This window comes from Brevibacillus schisleri (assembly GCF_055685845.1).
The window spans coordinates 801,037-819,045 of sequence record NZ_JBVNDM010000001.1 but is presented as its reverse complement, the minus strand read 5'-3'; the positions used below and the strand labels follow the sequence as shown (position 1 = coordinate 819,045).

Here is an 18,009-nt window from a genome sequence, read left to right as displayed (position 1 = left end):
TATTTTCACTAGAATCGTACCTTCAGTAAGTACGACGCCCGCTTTTCTCCCATAAACGTCACCTGTACAACACCCGTCCGCCCGCGCAAAACCCGGGGTATGGCGCCAGTGACCTGAAATTCCCGCCGCTTCTCATCAACTCGCGCGACAGACACGGAGCCTGGGGGCGAAAAGACCTTGTCGCCTTCCAGTGTGTAAAACGAAAGGGTGATTTCCCCCGCTTGCCCGTGGGCTTCTCCCGAAAACCGGATGATCTCCATCATTCCTGACACCGCTAACACTCCCGTGAGGTCAAAAAGCGGGTGACGCAGATTCGCAAGCGTCTGTCCTTTTTTCCAGTCCTGCAAAAACGCGTCAAACTCCTGTACAGCAACCATCCACGCCGTCGAGGATGTCGTAGTCGTAGGGACATGCGAAGACATTGTACCAAACACAAGCGCAGAAGACGTCATCACCAGTGGCAACCAAATAGAAAACATGCTAATTCCCTCCAATAATTGGTTGCTCTTAGCATGCCCTCATAAAAGTTACCCGTATGTGCCTTTGGCGAATCAGAATCTTTTGACTTCAAGAACGGTGACTCTCGTATCCTACAGCGGATACCGCTCTTTCCATTTGGTCAGGGAAAAGCCTTCAAACAGCGCGACGAAAGCTTCCGTATCGTTAATATAATGACGGGTTTCTTTTACCTCTGGATGCTTTTCAAGAAACAGAGTCGCTACTAAATGGCTGACAGGAACACCTTCTGCCTCTTGATCGTAAATGCCCCGCTCAGCAAGTACTTTGCCAAAATAACGCACATAAGTGACGGTTATTGTTTTTTCTTGACCGTTTTCTTGCCACGTAGCAATGGAACGATCAAATGTATCAGACGGTGAACCACCTTTTCCAGGTGCCACACTTTCTCCTGCAACAGAAATGAGCTTCATGTACTTCCATCCTCCTTTTTCTTCCTGTACGTTCATTATAGGGGAGAGTGGAAATTGTTACAAATCGGTCGGTTCGTTTTTTGACACCCTTTGCACTACGTAAGTATTCCCTCATGGATATAGACCCCAATCATCGTGTACCCAGCTTTTGCCATTAGAAGCAGCAATCGTCCACTACTAGCTAAAAAAAGATGCCAGTAAAAAAAGACTTCGCTTTTCAGCAAAGTCTGCTAATAAATTGCGTATTTTATTTCGGGGTGTTAACTGAAACATCCTTGCCATCAACATATGCAATTGCTACTTCATTGCCGATAGTTACATACACCTGATACCATCCCGCAAATAGATAATCACTTTTCACGACAGTACCATTTTTTAAATTAGCAAAAACTGCACTATTTCGATCATTCGGATGTCCATAAGCTATTGCGCCGTTTTTGCCAACCACAAGTTCTACTGCTGATGGTTTTGCTTTAAACATTTCAATATAACCTTGAAGAATTCTATCCTGAACCTCTCTGCTTACTGGAGGCTTACTTATATTCTCATTTTGTGGTTGATCAATTTGTAATTTTGTATCAAGAGGAATAAAAGAAGTAGAGGTTATATTGCTAGAAACATAACCAGATACTAACTGATTATTCTGGGTAAAACTAACTTGATACCATACTCCTGTCATGCTCTTCGGCGTTAAAGGAGTGCCCTTCGGTAGCGAAGTTATTGCTTTTGATTCTACGTTCGGGTTTGCAAAAACATATCCCTTATCTGTAGCGATATAGAGGACTTTAGGAAGAGGTGCTTGTTGTTTCGGTTTCGTTTTGTTATTACTCCTATCTTTCTGATTTTCTGTTTTCTTTTTCACAGATTGACTAGATTTTGGTTTACTTTGAGATGATTTAGGTTTAGATACTGATTTTTTCTTGCTTTTACTGATTTTATAAGAACTATGACTCTTTTTACCGCCTCCACCACGTTTAGCGTCAACAACATCAGAAACACCAAATATAAGTAGTGAAAGAATAATTGCAACTTAAGAGATTTTCTTTATCATTTCTGCTCCCCCTAATAATATTTAGAAGGAAATTATAGTTGAATTATACATATATTTCAATATACTCCAAAAAGATTTATGAACAACCTAATAGGAAATCCTTTATTTGAAACTTATCTTGTCTGAACAATAACAGAGTAAGTTCAAATAAATTAGTTGGGGAGCACTTCATTATTAATTACACCAGACTTCAATTCCTGCCATCCTTCAATTCCTGCTTCATTTATTAGGTTAGAAAGTTTGCTACTATCATACTTATCAAAGTTATACTTTTCATTCACTTCCACATGTTTCGCATATAGTTTACTGTCAGTAGTAATGACATACAAATAGTTTTGACTCTCTGCAATCTTGCCATCTCTCATAAATTCAAAACGAAGGAGATAGACTCGGTCAATATTACTAACTGTAATTTTCTGGTCTTTTTTCCCTTCATTTATCCATTTGTAAATTTGTTCGATTTGCATTTTATCTTCGCTAGATTCTATTAATTCTGGTTGTGGTTTATTTGACCCATTCAAATACGCTTGAATCCATATCTGTGAAGGTGCTTTTTGAGATTCTTGCGTTACTTCTATTGGTGTATTTACTGATTGAGTCCCATTGCACCCAGAAATAAGGACTGTTAAAAGAGAAAAAACTACTACTCCAATAAATTTATTCATGCTACCCTCCTAAAAGAATTACACTGCGACAAAAATACTTTTCCGCGGCAATCTTTAATTACCAGAACATGTCATAACATTTTAGCAAATACATATCACCTTTATCCGTAGCGCCGTTGCCTGGTTCTGTAAGAATATATACATAATGCTGCAAATCAGATCCGTTATTCGATCCTATTAGAAAACTACTAGGTTTCTTTGTCTGTTGCACTTCATTTATCGGTTAAAAAACTCCAAAAATTTTTTCTCATCCCGTGTCAGAAAATCCGTGAACCAGAAGTCTACACAGTAAATCAACAAATCACGAGGAGTTTTTGCGATGGATCACTTGATAATCAAGCCTAAGACTCATGAGGAACACACCGAGATAGAAGACGAGGCTCTGGTAGAGCAGGCGAAAGCCGGAGATCAGGAGGCGTTTAGCGAGCTGGTCAGGCGTCATCGCTCCAAAGTATACGGCTATGCTCGGTCGTACACACAAGAAGCCTTTCTCGCCGAAGACATCGTTCAGGATGCTCTCATTCGCGCTTTTTTGCACCTGGGAACGCTTGTGGACAGCCGACGTTTCCTTCCTTGGCTGCATCGGATTGTGCGCAATCAGGCGTACACACGGCTTTCGAAGGGTTCGCAAAAAAGAGAAACCCTCTTCTCGAGTATGGGCAAACAAACGCCTGAGCAGGAACCGACTGACTGGGAGGACCTCGATAGCATCCTGCACAGGCTGGGACGATCTTGGTCACACTCTGCGCAGAACACCAATCCCGAAGAGGTCATGGTGCGGCGTGAACTGTTTGAGACGATCAGGAGCCTGCTGTACTGCCTCAATCCTCGGGAGAGACGCATTGTGGAATCTCATTTTTTTGATCATTTGGCCCCTCATGAGATCGCCCACATGTTCCAGATGTCCCAGGCGAATGTCTATCAAGTGCTATCGCGTTCTCGCAAAAAACTGATTCAGGAAAAAACTCGTGTCGTTGTTGATCAATACATGAAGACGAGAAAGGTTGCGGGGATTATGAAACAAGCAGTATTGAATAAACCAGAAGCATTCACGATGCCTACTTGGGTTACTTGCGCAGCGGCACTATACGGAATGGTAGAATCGACCGAACGAAAAATGTCTTTGCCGATGATACTTGGCCTGAGCGGCCATGCCTTTCGCCTGACGATCGTCCCTGGAAATATTCATATTGCGGGCCCGACAATGTTTCACTTTCAACGAGTCTTGCAGCAGGGTTTGAAAAACATGGGCTTTGAATCTCGTGCCGTCACCTCGTATCATCTTTCCTGCGAACCAAGCATGAATGCCAATCAAGTAGAACCTTCGCTACTCAGCCAGGAAGCACGCCAGAAGCGTCAGCTGTCTGTCCTCTTGCCGGAAGCGTTAGAGCTGGTTCACCGCTCCATCGACAAAGGGCATCCTGTGCTTGCTTGGGATCTGTTCATGCCGGAGTTCGGCTTGATCTACGGCTATGATGATGAAAAAAGAGTGTTTTACGCAGGAGACAACTGCCGAAACGACAGTACCATTCCCTATGAAAACTTGGGGCGGGGTATCGTCGAGGAGTTATTTGTCCTTGCCATCGACCGTGCGCTTCCGATCGACCAACGCACGATGCTTACAAATGCTCTCCACTCTGCACTCGTTCATTATCGTGGAGAAGAGCCGCAGGACGCGTGCTGCGTCAATGGTCTAGCGGCCTATGCTGCTTGGCAGGAAGCCTATGAAAAGGGAACGGTTGAGCCGAATGGCAACGCGTATACGACCGTGGTGAACGGGGATGCACGTCGCTACGCCTCTCTTTTCTGGAGCGAAATCGTTGATACGTGGACTGATTCTGTGTTTGATGAGGTTCGTCCCCTGATGAAAGAAGCGGCTAACTTGTACGGGGCGATTGCCGATGACTTTGACACGTTAAGCAAGCTCTTTCCGTTCCCGGCTGGAGGCGAGCCGAATGATACAGAGCAGGGCAAGCAGGCAGTTGCGTTGTTGCAGGCGATTGAGCGAAATGAGAGTGCTGCCGTATCGGTACTGGAACAAATACAGGCGGGACTCACTGCAAATCAGGCATCCACATAAAAGGGATAGAAAAAAGAACGCAGTCAGAAAAGCTGCGTTCTTTTTCGTTCGAATTATTCCTCGTATTCGCCCCATTCAAGTGTGCCTTTTACAGCATCTACGTAAGGCCAGCTCTTGCTCTTATCAACCGTATAGACAAGGGTGAGAAAAGGAGCTTGTTTGCCTTTGTAGGTTGGCCAGAAGTAGGACAGCTTTACAGGGAGATTTTTGGCTACGATTTCAGCAGCTTGTTGCTCCGTTACGGATGGCTTCAGGATGGGAAGAGTACCCTCTTTTTCCGGCAAATTCACAATGAAAGTAAATACTTGTCCACTCTCTATATCAACCTTCATCCAATAGTAACGGTCGAACACAGGCAACCCATCGTGCAATTCATAAAAAATGAAGGTATACGCTCCTGTTCCTGTGTCCTCCTCCTCCTCTTCACCCTCTCCTTCATTCAACTCGATCATCCAATCGGCCAATTTCGGCTGTTTATATGGATCAAATATCTCAACCTGCCATTCAGTAGAGGATTTAGCGGCATATGGCTCGATGAAGGAAATTGCTTTTTTCAAGGCTTCTTCTTTCGATAAGGGAACAGGCAAGCTTTTTGTTTCCATAAAAATATCCGCACTAGTGACCGCTCCCGTAGAAGCATCCACCGAAATGGACACGTCTTCATACCCAAACTCATCGCTCCAGGAATGTATGATCTCACCATCAACTTCTCCTGTGTTGTATTCTGTGAACATCACCTTCGTATCCACGTCAAACAAGCCCGCGACGACTTTTTCTCCATCTGCCCTGCTTTTGACAATAAGCGGCTCTCCTTTTGGCGATACCGTAATATTCTTCAGGTTGTCAGGATTTCTTTTTCCATTCCCGGCTAATTCAGTTCCATGAGTGAAGTCAATCTGCTTTCCTGTCACGGCATCGATGTAAGCGTTATTCATCCATAAGTATTGCATGCCCGGCTTGGCATCTTTCCCTTCCAGCACATAGCCCAACTCAAGACGATCAGGAGTGAAAAACTGCTTTTTGACAGCTTCTGGTGTCAGTGCCGTTTTCGGATCTGGAACCTTGGTCTCTTTCAAATCAAGTAGCTCACTGGATACACCCAAGATATGACCAGCATAATCCGTCGACACATATATGCCCATCCTATTCCCCAATACCTCCAGCCCATTTAGTTCAACTGGATAATAAACGGAGCGGTATATTGTTGAGTTATCAGTCAAATCTTCAGGGTCTTCCTTGTTAACAGCTTTGGATAATGTAGGCGAGCCTACTTGTTTTCTTTTGTCTGCCCCTAATAACTCAAGCACTGCTTTTTCTGCCCGTTGCAAAATAATCTCGTCTGTCGCAATTTCTCCTTGCTTCCAAATATGCAAACTGGCGCTGTACATGATCAACTCACCTGTTTTTCTGTCAAAGACAACAATGGCACTCATGTCATTGGATTCGGGACTTTCCAGATTGAGGTTTAACAGATTTTCATCCATCTCACTTTTCACAATCGTTCGTTTCGTCAACGTTTTCAATGCAGGCTCCAGTTTTTCTAAAGCAGCTACGATCTGAGTGGCCCTCTCCGGGAGCTTTTCCTCGCTTTTTGTAACAGTTGCAATGTGGCTAGGATGGATTTCAGGACTTGCAGCCATGGCTGTTCCACTTGTTGCTGGCAACATCATTGCTATTGTCAATGCGATTGCTGTGCGTTTTCCATTTCGTTTCATTAAATCTCCTCCTTCTTTCTTAATCCTCGTACTCTCCCCATTTAAACGATCCGTTTACGGCATCTACAGTTGGCCAGCCTTTGCTGGTATCGAGCTTGTAAACGAGAATGGGTGCATTCTTCTCTCCTGAGCTCGACCAGATATAGGTCAACTTGACCGGTACCTGTTTGGAAACAATATCTGCTGCCTGTTGGGCTGTTACAGATGGTTTGAGAACAGGATATTTACGATCCTCTGCTGGAACTGATGCCACGAATTCAACGACTTTTCCCTTATTTGGATCAATTGCTACTCCGTAGGAATACTCCATGAGCGGTATCCCATTTTGTTTTTCGAGAAATAAAAAGCCATACTGCTCGACGGATTTCTTGTCCTCTTGCTTGATTTCCTCATACATCTCGACTTGCCACTCGGCTTTTTTAGCATAAGGCTCAAGGAACGTAATCGCCTTTTGCAAGGATTGCTCCTTTGTTAGGGGCACTGAGAGATTTTCGATATGTGCCCAATTTACGTATCCGCCGATATCACCAGTCACTTCGTTCACCATAATAGAGGCCCGATTATAATCGATAGGGTTCGACCAGTCATAAGTGATTTCACCCTGCTGTTCGTCTTTTCGATAGGTTGTATACAGCTTCTTGGTATCAACCCCAAACAAATTCTCTAAAATTTGCTGATCCGTTGCGTCTTTTGCAATGAATGGCTTCCCTTGGGGTTTCAAGGAAATGTCCTTGATATCAGATGTATGGAGTTTTCCATCCCCTTCCCCTGCTCCCCATTCCATTTCGATCTGCTTTCCTGTCAATGCATCAAATACTGGTGACGTCCTCATGGTATATTCAATACCGGGTTTCCCATCTGTTCCTTCCCATACATAGCCATAACGAAGGCGTTCGGGCGTAAATATTTGCTTCTGGATCTCTTCTTTTGCCACAGCTTTTTTCGGATCTGCAACCTGTATCCCCGTCAAATCGAGCGGTTGAAAAGATAGGCCTAACAAATGCCCGCCTGAATCCATGTCCACATCGATACCAAAGCGCGTTTCGTCTATTTCCAGACCATTTAACAGAATCGGAAAGTACACATTCGGGTATATAAACAACTGTTCTTCACCGTATACTGTTTTCGACAATTGAGGCGCATCTGTCATTTTTCGCTTCTTTTCTCCGAGCAACTCTTGCACAGCTTTCTCAGCTTTTTGCACGATGGCTTCGTCCGTTACCTTTTCATTCTCCTCCCAAATGAATTCAGAAGCCTCGTAACCTAGTAATTCACCGCTCTGGCGATCAAAAAGCAGATATGCACTCATTTCGGTATCGTCAGGATGGCTTATATACAAATCCACTTGATTTTCATCGTAATCAGAAATAACGACCTCTCGGAACGTCAGAGCTTTTAAGGCAGGCTCCAGCTTCTCCAGTGCAGCGACAATCTCTACCGCACGAGCAGGCAGCTTGACTTGTTCTTTGGATGGGTTTTCAGCATTTTTCAAAATCATTTCCGGACTTGCAGCAAAAGCCTGGGCACCCGTTCCCAGCAGCATGGTTGTCACTGCAAAAGCAGCCGTCGCACTTTTCCATTTTTGTGTCATGAACATTTCTCCTAATCAATTATGATGATAGCTATGCATTCTATCTTACTTTTTTCCCACTATTTAGCATAGATCAAAACACAAAAAAACAGCACCCTCCCCTTACAGAGAAAGTGCTGTCGTATGTTTTGCCCTACAGGCTGTTCAATACTTCCTGAATCAACTTGTTTACCATTCCCGGGTTTGCCTTCCCTTTGGTTTGCTTCATGACCTGTCCAACGAAGAAAGCAGCTGCTTTTTCGTTTCCGGACTTGAAGTCTGCCACGGCTTGTGGGTTGGAATTGACCGCATCGACGACGATTTGACGCAGGGCGCCTTCATCGCTGATTTGGACGAGTCCTTTTTCTTCGACGATCTGCTTCGGCTCTTTGCCGGTCTCCACCATCTCTTTGAAGACGGTTTTGGCGATTTTGGAGGAAATGGTTCCGTCCTCGATCAGCTTGATCATCTCACCCAAGCCTTTTGGTGTCATTTTCACATCAGCAAACACCAGGTTGTTGGCGTTGAGGTGTGCCAACAGGTCAACCATCAGCCAGTTTGCTACTGACTTCGGCTCTGCTCCTGTTTTCACAGTCTCATCAAAGAAATCAGCCGTCTCCTTGGAGATCGTAATGACTCCGGCATCATCCTTAGACAAACCAAACTCGTTCACATAGCGTGCCTGACGAGCATCTGGCAGCTCTGGAATGGTTGCGCGAACCGCTTCAATCCACTCCTCGGAAATCTGCATGCGAACCAGATCCGGGTCTGGGAAGTAACGATAGTCGTGCGCTTCCTCTTTGGAACGCATCGTCAACGTCTTCTTGTTCGCTTCATCCCAACGGCGCGTTTCCTGAACGACCTTCCCACCGGAAGAAACTACCTCTGTCTGGCGCTGTACCTCGTACTCCAAGCCCATTTGCACGTTGCGGAAGGAGTTCATGTTTTTCAGCTCGGCCTTGGTTCCGAATTCTTCTTGACCATACGGACGAATCGATACGTTGGCGTCACAACGCAGGGAGCCTTGTTCCATGCGAACGTCAGATACTTCGGTGTACTGGATGATCGCTTTCAGCTTTTCCAAATACGCACGTGCTTCTTCCGGTGTGCGGATGTCCGGCTCGGAAACAATCTCGACGAGCGGTACGCCGACGCGGTTGAAGTCTACGAGAGACTCTCCGCCAAAATCGCTGTGCGTCAGCTTGCCCGCATCCTCTTCCAGATGCAGACGAGTGATCCCAATGCGCTTCGTCTCACCGTTTACTTCGATGTCGATCCAGCCATTGTAGCCGATCGGCTGGTCAAACTGCGAGATTTGGTACGCTTTTGGGGAATCCGGATAAAAGTAGTTCTTGCGGTCGAACTTGGTCTCGCGGGAAATCTCGCAGTTGAGGGCGAGTGCTGCTTTCATCGCGAACTCTACAGCTTGCTTGTTCGTTACAGGCAGTACACCTGGATGTCCCAAGCAGATCGGGCATGTATGTGTATTCGGCGGTGCACCAAATTCAGTCGGGCAGCCGCAAAAGATTTTACTGTTGGTCGATAGCTCGGCGTGAACCTCCAAGCCGATGACGGTTTCGTACTTGCTCATGCTCTTACCCCCTCACCCATTCCGGTTTGCTCCCGTAGAAGCCTGCGGTTTGCTCATACGCATGGGCTACGCGCAATACGGTGGATTCGTCAAATGCACGACCTACGATCTGCAAACCGATCGGCAGACCGTTTTTGGAGAATCCGCACGGCACGCTGATTGCTGGCAGACCAGCCAGGTTTACAGGAACGGTACAAATATCCTCCAGATACATTTTCACCGGATCATCTACGTTTTCGCCTACTTTGAAAGCCGTAGAAGGCGTCGTTGGGTGCAGGATGACATCGTAGTCAGCAAAAATGCTGTTGAAGTCCTGGATGATCAGGGTACGCACCTGCTGCGCCTTTTTGTAGTAAGCATCGTAATAACCAGACGAGAGCGCGTAGGTTCCGAGCATGATGCGACGCTTCACTTCTTGACCAAAACCTTGGCTGCGGGATTCCTTGTACAGCTCGATCAGGTTAGCCGCATTGTCTGCACGCACACCATATCGAACGCCGTCAAAACGAGCCAGGTTGGACGAAGCTTCAGAAGAAGACAAGAGGTAGTAAGCTGGCACTGCATATTCCGTGTGCGGCATGGAAACCTCGCTCCATGTAGCACCCATGCTCTCCAGCTGCTTCAATGCTGCCAAAACAGCATCGCGAACCTCAGGGTCAATCCCTTCTCCGATCAACTCTTTCGGTACCCCGATACGCAGACCTTTTACATCTCCAGTCAATGCGGACAAGTAATTCGGTACGTCCACATTGGCAGAGGTAGAGTCGTATTCATCATGTCCCGCAATCGCTTGCAGCACATAGGCGGAATCCTCAACGTTTTTCGTCACAGGCCCGATTTGATCCAGCGAGGACGCAAACGCAACCAGCCCGAAACGGGAGACGCGTCCATATGTAGGCTTCAAGCCGACAACGCCACAAAAAGCAGCTGGCTGACGGATGGAGCCACCTGTATCAGAGCCAAGTGTGTAGTAAAAATGACGTGCAGCCATTGCCGCCGCTGAGCCACCAGAAGAGCCTCCCGGAACGTAGTCGGTGTTCCACGGGTTTTTCGCTGGGAAAAAGCCGGAATTTTCGTTGGAGCCGCCCATCGCAAACTCGTCCATGTTCAGCTTCGCAACGATAACCGAGTCGGCATCCTTCACCTTTTTGGAAACCGTCCCGTCATGGACAGGATCGTAGTTCGCCAAAAATTTACTCGCGCAAGTCGTGCGAATGTCTTTTGTAACCAGGTTGTCTTTCAGTCCGGCTGGCAAGCCGTAGAGAAGACCCAGCTCCTCATTTCCCTTAACCAGACGCTCGTCCAATTGACGAGCATGAGCCAAGGCTCCCTCTTCATCTACATGTAGGACGGATTTGATTTCTCCGTCATGCTCCTTGATGCTAGCGATGGAAGCCTGCACCAGATCCGTTACCGAAATCTCTTTTGCGCGCAGGGCGCTATGTATCTCAGACAATCGCTTGTCAAACAGCGACACAGTGGGTTCCTCCCTTCTCGTTATCCAATAGGTTATTCGAATACAGCCGGTACTTTAAACTGTCCGTCTTCGTGATCCGGTGCGTTTTTCAGCACGTCCTCACGCGGCAGGGACGGTCTGTTTACGTCTTCGCGCATGACGTTTTTCACGTCTGTCGCATGGCTGGTTGGCTCAATATTGGATGTATCGAGCTCATTCAGCTTGGCTGCAAAATCGAGAATCGCATTCAGGTCTTTTGTGTACCGCTCCGCTTCTTCCTCAGTGAGCTGCAAACGGGCCAAATTAGCTACGTGTTCCACTTCTTTGCGAGTAATGGCACTCATTCTTTCCACCTCCGAATCGTATCACATAACTTTGATCTTACTTGAAAAGAGCAGGTTCAGTCAATTTTCACGGGGATTTCGACAAGGAAAACAAATAATGTTTTCGGCAAAAAAATATTGATCGATTATTAACTAATAAAACTTTGTCTGGCTGTTGTGGTGGGGAGGAAACAGGAGAAAACGCTCAGATTCTTGTCCCACCCGCTGAGGGATTCACTGCCCGTCTCCATGAAAAAAGCGAAACCGCGTCCAAAGTAGTCCTTTCAGGATGTATTTCAGAGGTGGACGCTTAAGAGCGTGTTTCGCTTTTTCCATTCCGTCTCGGTCGGTGTACCAAAGATCTTCGCTGTTTTCTCCTGTTTCCTCTACCAGCTATCGTGCTAGTCGGATTTTAAAAGCCTTAAAAGATTGATGAAATGCAATCAGTAACGCTAGAGAAGAATATTTCCAGACGTAGCGACTTGTGGAGTCCTACCGAGCGGAGAAGGGATTCGCGGGCAAAAGAAACGCAACCGTGCCCATACGACGTAGCGGCTACCACTTTTGCGTTTCCCCGCGAATCCCTTCGGAGCGGGCAGTCCCACCCCTCAGCGGGACGGAGCACTGAGCCTAGACTGGAAATATTCTTCTCCCCACCGCAGCCACTTCTTCATCTCCTAAGAAAAAACAAGTCCAAGGCATTTGCCCTGGACTGTGAACTCTTCTTCTCGTTCGCTATTCCGCCTTTTTTGTCGCGAGTACCTGCCCCATCAAGAGAGACTTCCCTTTTTCAACGCCTGTTGCCCATTCGAGCTCGTTGGACTCCAACAGCAAAATGACGGTGGATCCAAATTCGAACCAGCCCAGCTCCGAGCCTTTTTCATAACGAGGTGTCCCAGCAATCTTCTCGTGGGTTTGGCGACCGTGCTTGATATTCGTCGTAGCTGTGTTGTAGCAGACCTTCACGCTGCCTACAAACAAGGCTCCTACTTTTACCAAAGCCATATCGCCCAAGCTATCTGTTTTGATGTGAGTTACCAAGCGTTCATTGCGAGCAAACAAACGGTCTACGTTTTCAATCCCGAGCTTGTTAACGGGATAGAGTCTGCCAGGCAAATAGCAGTAACTGCTCAAATCGCCCGTTACTGGCATATGAATCCGGTGGTAATCCCTTGGACTCAAATAAATGGTGATAAATTTACCACCGTAGTAACGCTTGGCCTCTTCCTCCGAACCGCCTAGCAGCTCACTCACACTGAAATCTTTTCCCTTTGCTTGAATCAAGGTACCTTCGCAAATATCCCCTAGCTGCGAGACAGTTCCATCTACCGGACTAACGATGGTATCTAGACCAGGTGCAATTGGTCTCGCTGCGGGCTTCAGGCGTCGGGAGAAGAACTCCTTCAGCGTTCGGTATTCTGATGCCGGCTTTTCTATGATCGACGTATCAATTTGATAGTGCTTTATGTATCGTTGAATGGCTAATCGACTAAAGGGAGTAGCGGTAATTTTGCCCATAGTCCGTGACATCGCGTTTTGTGGCAAGCGATGGATGAGACCTGGGAGCAGCTTTTTGCCCATAAGAAATGCTCCTTCGTAAAACAACAATACCCTTACTTTACCACTTCTGCTAACAGCCAGTAAACCCCGCACTATTACCAGAGGTTCATCATTTTCTTCGGCAGTCTTGCTATACTATAATCATTTTAAGAAGCCACTTATCAGGAGATATCGGTTATGATGAAGAAATTCGATATTACTACACTTATCAGTCAGCATGGTGATATCCTAACCAGTCTATTCGATCATATGTCGGACATGTTCTTTCTCATGGCTGTCGAACAAGATGCGGACGGGGAGTATCTGTTTCGCTATGTTTTGATGAATCCATCCGCTATGCACGTCGCCCTATTGAGCGAGGAAGCATACGGAAAAACGTTTGACGACGTGTATCCTCATGAAAAAGCCAGCTTATTGCAGCACATGTACACACAAGCAGTAAAAAGCGGGAGTCCGATCCACTTTACTGCGAATGGTGACATCATTGGCGAATCCATTCTTTCTCCTGTCTACGATAGTAATGGTGTATGCACACATGTCTTTTCCATTACCCGCGATGTTACTGAGCGCACAAACCTGGAGTCACAGCTGGCCTATATGGCGTATCATGATGTGCTTACGGGATTGCCGAACAGGCGCCTCCTCTCCGAAAAGCTCCAGCAAGCTCTACGTGCTGCCCAATCAAAAGAAGAGATGGTCGCTGCCCTCTATTTGGACTGTGACCGCTTTAAAGAAATCAACGATACATGGGGTCACGACACAGGCGATTTGTTTTTGCAAATGCTCGCTACACGCCTCAAGTCATCTGTTCGAGATGGCGATATCGTCGCACGGCTGGGTGGAGACGAGTTTGTCATCGTCCTAACCAACATTCACTCTGAACGTCAGGTTGAAAAAATTGCAAATCGTATCCTGCTGGCGACGCAAGAGCCTTGGATGATTGAGGACCGGACCATACCGTTTTCGACAAGCATAGGCATTGCCCTCTATCCGGCATCTGCAAGCGAAGCTGAACAATTGTTGAGCAATGCAGACAAAGCACTTTATCAGGCCAAAAAGACAGGGCGTAATCGTTTCTTTTTCTTTGACCCCATTTGATTATTGACTGTAAAACAAAGACACTGCCAAAACGGAGAACAGCAAGCTCACCATATACAAAATGATGACCGTCTGCTTCGTTGACAACCCCCGGGACATGAGCCGATGATGAACATGTCGGCGATCCGCTTGGTACATGGGGGAGCCTGCCAAAAGCCTACTGATGATGACCTGAACTGTGTCTACGATGGGCAAGCCTACTGCCAGGACAGTCACGACTAATGAAATGATCGTAGCCCCTTTCATCGTTCCTTCCAACGAGATCACGCCGAGAGCGAATCCCAGAAACATCGATCCCGCATCACCCATAAAAATTTTCGCCGGATAGAAATTGAAGCGTAGAAAAGCGAGTGCAGCACCTGCCAGTGCAACTGCCAATAATGCTGTTAATTCTTGACCTTTGAGCATCGACAAAAAGAACAAGGTCACCGCTGAAATCGCGGTAGCACCGGCAGCAAGCCCGTCGACTCCATCCAAAAAATTCACCATATTGATCAAGCCGACGATCCACAGCACGGTCATCAACAGGGAAACAAGGATTGGAAATGAGATATACGTCCCTTCCTCTCCCCCCAGCCACATCAAATTGACTCCCCGAAAGCGAATATCCATGAGGAATGTCATCATCGCTACCAGTAACTGCACCATTAGCTTCGGCAGTGCCGGAAATTCTTTTTTCTGCGACTTGTACGCATCGTCTAACCATCCAATAGCCACCAGCATGGCCCCACCAACTGCCAAAACTGCAACGGTTTTTTGCGCCCCTGCAAAAAAAGTTGACACCAGCAAGAGACCGACAAACATCGCCAAACCACCAGATAATGGGATCGGCCTGCTATGTCCCTTTCTCCCCTTTGGCATATCCAGCAGCTTTGTTTTCCAAGCCAGCCAATTTGCTGCCGGCATCAACAAATACACAACAAAAAACGAGGAGAGTCCTGACACGATATAAGTAAACAGCTACCCTCACCTGCTTTGCCCATCATTTTGTCTTTAGTGTGGACAAAATAGGAACAAAAAAGCCGCCCCTGTAAAAGAGGCAGCTTTTTTATTGTGTAGCTTACAGTTTTTCGGAAACCATTTTTGCTTGTGTGAAGAGGAGGAGGTAATCTGGTCCACCCGCTTTGGAGTCTGTACCGGACATGTTGAAGCCTCCGAATGGATGTACTCCTACCAAAGCGCCTGTGCACTTGCGGTTGAAGTACAGGTTACCTACGTGGAACTCTTCGCGAGCGCGCTCCAGGTTCTCACGGTTGCGGCTGATGACAGCCCCAGTCAAGCCGTACTCAGTGTTGTTCGCAATTTCCATTGCATGATCGAAATCGTTAGCTTTGCAGAATGCTACCACTGGGCCAAAGATCTCTTCTTGCATGATGCGAGCTTGTGGATCTACATCTGCAAATACAGTTGGCATGATGAAGTAGCCGGATTCTGGACCTTTTTCGCCACCTGCAACCAGTTTGCCTTCTGTTTTACCAATCTCGATGTACTCGAGGATTTTGTTGTATGCTTTCTCGTCAACCACAGGACCTGTGTAGAAATCGTTGGTTCTGATGTCGCCCACAGTCAGTTGTTTGGTCAGCTCTACTACGCGGCCCAGTACTTGGTCGTACACGTCTTGGTGAACGATAGCACGGGAGCAAGCGGAACATTTTTGACCAGAGAAACCGAATGCAGAAGCCACGATGGACTGTGCAGCCAACTCGATATCGCAGTCGTTATCAACAACGATGGAGTCTTTACCGCCCATTTCAGCAACCAGACGCTTCATCCATTTTTGACCTGGACGATGTTTCGCAGCCAGTTCGTTGATACGCAGACCTACGTCACGGGAACCTGTGAAGCTAATGAAACGAGTCAGGTTGTGCTCTACGAGGTAATCTCCGATTTGGCTACCGGAACCTGGTACGAAGTTTACAACACCAGCTGGTACGCCAGCGTCTTCAAGAATCTCCATGAATTTTGCAGCGATTACTGGAGTGGTAGAAGCAGGCTTCAATACGACTGTGTTACCCGCTACGAGAGCTGCTGTCGTCATACCAACCATGATCGCAAGAGGGAAGTTCCAAGGCGGGATAACGATACCTACACCGAGTGGAACGTAGTACAATTCGTTGTCTTCATCAGGGATACGAGGCAGATCATGGCGCTGGGACAGCTTATCCATTTGACGGCCATAGTATTCCATGAAGTCGATTGCTTCTGCTGTGTCAGCGTCAGCCTCTGCCCAGCTTTTTCCTGCTTCTTTTACGAGCCAAGCAGAGAACTCATGCTTACGGCGACGCATGATTGCTGCTGCTTTATACAGATAGCGGGAACGTGCTTGTGCAGGCACCTTTTTCCATGTTTCGAAAGTGCTAGCAGCTGTTTGGATCGCTTTCTCAGCCAGTGCTTGGTCAGCCTGGGAAACAACGCCCACTACTTGTTCTTTATTAGAAGGGTTGAAGGAGTTGGATTTCTTTTCAGTTGTGATGCGTTCTCCGCCGATGATAAGCGGATACTCAAGGCCAAGCTCACTTTCTACCTTAGCGAGAGCTTCTTCAAATGCCTTTTTATTTTCTGGCAGACTAAAATTGGTAAACGCCTCGTTTTTGAATTCCACTTGCATCTTGTGACGCCTCCTTATCGATATCTTCCATGTTCGGATCACTCATAAAACATATGCAAGGATCATACCAACAAAACCATTTAAAGCTCGACTCTATTAGTGTTTGCATTTTTGCGGAAAAATCACCGACAAGATTCAAAAAGCATCTCGAACACTTTTGTGCACACACCGTTCAACATTTCACACATTTGTTCAACCTGTTATTTTTTGTGTACAAAAAAAACACCCGACCTCCTCACCTTCTCAGGAGATCATTCGGGTGTTTTATGCTTTTCCTTATTGTCTGTAAATATGCATATACGGCTCTCCACTTGTCGGTCGAATGTAGATCGACAATGGTTTGTTCATCGACTGTACATACAGGTTGACGTGAACGCTTTTGTCGAAGAGCTGATTGATGCTTCCTGCGGCAAATTGCGTAAATTGCAATGCCTCTGTTCTGGAGTCAAACTCTGCAGTGGCGGTAATCGTAATCTCAGTGAGCTTGCCGTCCATGAAACGTCCCAGACCAGTCAACCCGATATATTCAGGGAAATAGCCCTTCGATTGGCGCATGAGCTTGTCGTACTGCAACGACTGCTCTGGGTATTTCTGCTCAACCTCTGAACTCGGGAACAGGAAATATTCCTCTTCGATCGGCAGCCACTTGGATATCGTTGCTTCATTCGCCCCTACTGTTCCTGACATGATGAAGTGCCCCGGCACCAGAGTAGAATTCACTTCCGGTACTTGATACATCAAAATCAGGATCGGAACTTCCGGACTGGTTGCACGTACAGACTGCACGATACGCGCTGCAACCTGCTGACCTTTTGCTTGAAGTTCTTGTGGCGTGTACACCTTGTCCTGACCGGTTGCATCCTGATAATTCGGCGAAAGAGACAAGCCCAACACCATGCCAGCAAGGCTCTTATCCTTCTTGCTCAGGTAATCATGCTCCAATACGTGCACGAGAATTCCGTTTTTCTTTTTCCCGTTGGCCCCAGCCGTCTTTTCCTGTGCAATCCACTGGGTAACTTGCTCTTTTTTTATCACTTGACCTTCTTGGAAATAATAATCGGACGTCGGGTATGTCTCCCGAGCAAACTCCATCAAGCCTAATTCAAGGTGACTGAAATCGACGCGATATTTCGTATCAGCAAGCATTCCTCGTGTCTGGTTTTGCTTGTACGGGGTAACGCTTCCGTAGTAATCCTCGGATACTTCCACTACCTCCGACAAGGACGGTGTAGTAGGCTCAGGAGCTTTGTCCTTGCCCCCAGGTATCAGCGAGCAGCCAGTCAATGCCATCACAAGAAGTATAGCTGTCAAGAACCTGCATCCTGCCAAAAACTTCACTTTCATAGATTACTCCTTTTCGTAT

Annotated in this window: 15 protein-coding genes; 2 read left to right on the top strand and 13 right to left on the bottom strand. The window is 46.8% G+C overall.

From position 1 onward, the window contains the following. Nucleotides 1-8 precede the first annotated feature (8 nt). The 4 genes from ACUUHJ_RS04170 to ACUUHJ_RS04155 form a co-directional block, all read right to left on the bottom strand. Complete coding sequence (locus ACUUHJ_RS04170) at nucleotides 9-479, bottom strand: hypothetical protein (protein ID WP_472298315.1); 471 nt, start codon at nucleotides 477-479, stop codon at nucleotides 9-11. Nucleotides 480-590: 111 nt separating this feature from the next. Beyond that, nucleotides 591-929, bottom strand: coding sequence for a hypothetical protein (locus tag ACUUHJ_RS04165; protein WP_221866830.1), 339 nt, complete (start codon nucleotides 927-929; stop codon nucleotides 591-593). Between the two features lie 247 nt (nucleotides 930-1,176). Continuing rightward, nucleotides 1,177-1,791 (bottom strand): SH3 domain-containing protein, encoded by a 615-nt coding sequence (locus ACUUHJ_RS04160; RefSeq protein WP_472298314.1) that lies wholly within the window; start codon nucleotides 1,789-1,791, stop codon nucleotides 1,177-1,179. Nucleotides 1,792-2,132: 341 nt separating this feature from the next. Next, nucleotides 2,133-2,645, bottom strand: a complete 513-nt coding sequence (locus ACUUHJ_RS04155) for a hypothetical protein (protein WP_289676122.1) — start codon at nucleotides 2,643-2,645, stop codon at nucleotides 2,133-2,135. A 319-nt stretch (nucleotides 2,646-2,964) separates the two neighbouring features. On the opposite strand from ACUUHJ_RS04155, the gene ACUUHJ_RS04150 reads away from it, so the two are divergent. Continuing rightward, nucleotides 2,965-4,725 (top strand): RNA polymerase sigma factor, encoded by a 1,761-nt coding sequence (locus ACUUHJ_RS04150; RefSeq protein ID WP_472298313.1) that lies wholly within the window; start codon nucleotides 2,965-2,967, stop codon nucleotides 4,723-4,725. A 53-nt stretch (nucleotides 4,726-4,778) separates the two neighbouring features. Here ACUUHJ_RS04150 and ACUUHJ_RS04145 read toward each other — a convergent pair whose 3' ends face one another. The 6 genes from ACUUHJ_RS04145 to asd all read right to left on the bottom strand — a co-directional run bounded on the left by ACUUHJ_RS04145 (nucleotide 4,779) and on the right by asd (nucleotide 12,961). Then, nucleotides 4,779-6,440: a YcdB/YcdC domain-containing protein gene (locus ACUUHJ_RS04145; RefSeq protein ID WP_472298312.1), complete on the bottom strand. Its 1,662-nt coding sequence runs from the start codon at nucleotides 6,438-6,440 to the stop codon at nucleotides 4,779-4,781. A gap of 19 nt (nucleotides 6,441-6,459) precedes the next feature. After that, nucleotides 6,460-8,031 (bottom strand): YcdB/YcdC domain-containing protein, encoded by a 1,572-nt coding sequence (locus ACUUHJ_RS04140; protein ID WP_472298311.1) that lies wholly within the window; start codon nucleotides 8,029-8,031, stop codon nucleotides 6,460-6,462. Between the two features lie 133 nt (nucleotides 8,032-8,164). Further along, entirely contained in the window at nucleotides 8,165-9,601 is a 1,437-nt protein-coding gene (gatB, locus tag ACUUHJ_RS04135; RefSeq protein WP_016741203.1) for an Asp-tRNA(Asn)/Glu-tRNA(Gln) amidotransferase subunit GatB, read from the bottom strand. Nucleotides 9,602-9,605: 4 nt separating this feature from the next. Then, a complete protein-coding gene (gene gatA / locus ACUUHJ_RS04130; protein ID WP_472298310.1) occupies nucleotides 9,606-11,078 on the bottom strand; it encodes an Asp-tRNA(Asn)/Glu-tRNA(Gln) amidotransferase subunit GatA in 1,473 nt (490 codons plus the stop codon). Nucleotides 11,079-11,110: 32 nt separating this feature from the next. After that, nucleotides 11,111-11,401, bottom strand: coding sequence for an Asp-tRNA(Asn)/Glu-tRNA(Gln) amidotransferase subunit GatC (gene gatC, locus ACUUHJ_RS04125; RefSeq protein WP_007717539.1), 291 nt, complete (start codon nucleotides 11,399-11,401; stop codon nucleotides 11,111-11,113). Between the two features lie 714 nt (nucleotides 11,402-12,115). Beyond that, the gene (gene asd / locus ACUUHJ_RS04120; RefSeq protein WP_472298309.1) at nucleotides 12,116-12,961 is read right to left on the bottom strand and encodes an archaetidylserine decarboxylase; all 846 of its coding nucleotides are present in this window, start codon (nucleotides 12,959-12,961) and stop codon (nucleotides 12,116-12,118) included. A 156-nt stretch (nucleotides 12,962-13,117) separates the two neighbouring features. On the opposite strand from asd, the gene ACUUHJ_RS04115 reads away from it, so the two are divergent. Further along, nucleotides 13,118-14,038 carry a PAS domain-containing protein gene (locus ACUUHJ_RS04115; RefSeq protein WP_472298308.1) on the top strand — a complete coding sequence of 307 codons (921 nt, stop codon included), beginning with the start codon at nucleotides 13,118-13,120 and terminating at the stop codon, nucleotides 14,036-14,038. Here the strand turns inward: ACUUHJ_RS04115 and ACUUHJ_RS04110 are convergent, their stop codons facing one another. From ACUUHJ_RS04110 to ACUUHJ_RS04100, 3 genes are all read right to left on the bottom strand, one after another. Next, the gene (locus ACUUHJ_RS04110; RefSeq protein WP_289676112.1) at nucleotides 14,039-14,944 is read right to left on the bottom strand and encodes an MraY family glycosyltransferase; all 906 of its coding nucleotides are present in this window, start codon (nucleotides 14,942-14,944) and stop codon (nucleotides 14,039-14,041) included. 154 nt (nucleotides 14,945-15,098) lie between these two features. Further along, complete coding sequence (pruA, locus tag ACUUHJ_RS04105) at nucleotides 15,099-16,646, bottom strand: L-glutamate gamma-semialdehyde dehydrogenase (RefSeq protein ID WP_012684430.1); 1,548 nt, start codon at nucleotides 16,644-16,646, stop codon at nucleotides 15,099-15,101. 276 nt (nucleotides 16,647-16,922) lie between these two features. Next, nucleotides 16,923-17,990 (bottom strand): CamS family sex pheromone protein, encoded by a 1,068-nt coding sequence (locus ACUUHJ_RS04100; RefSeq protein WP_472298307.1) that lies wholly within the window; start codon nucleotides 17,988-17,990, stop codon nucleotides 16,923-16,925. Between the last annotated feature and the right edge of the window lie 19 nt (nucleotides 17,991-18,009).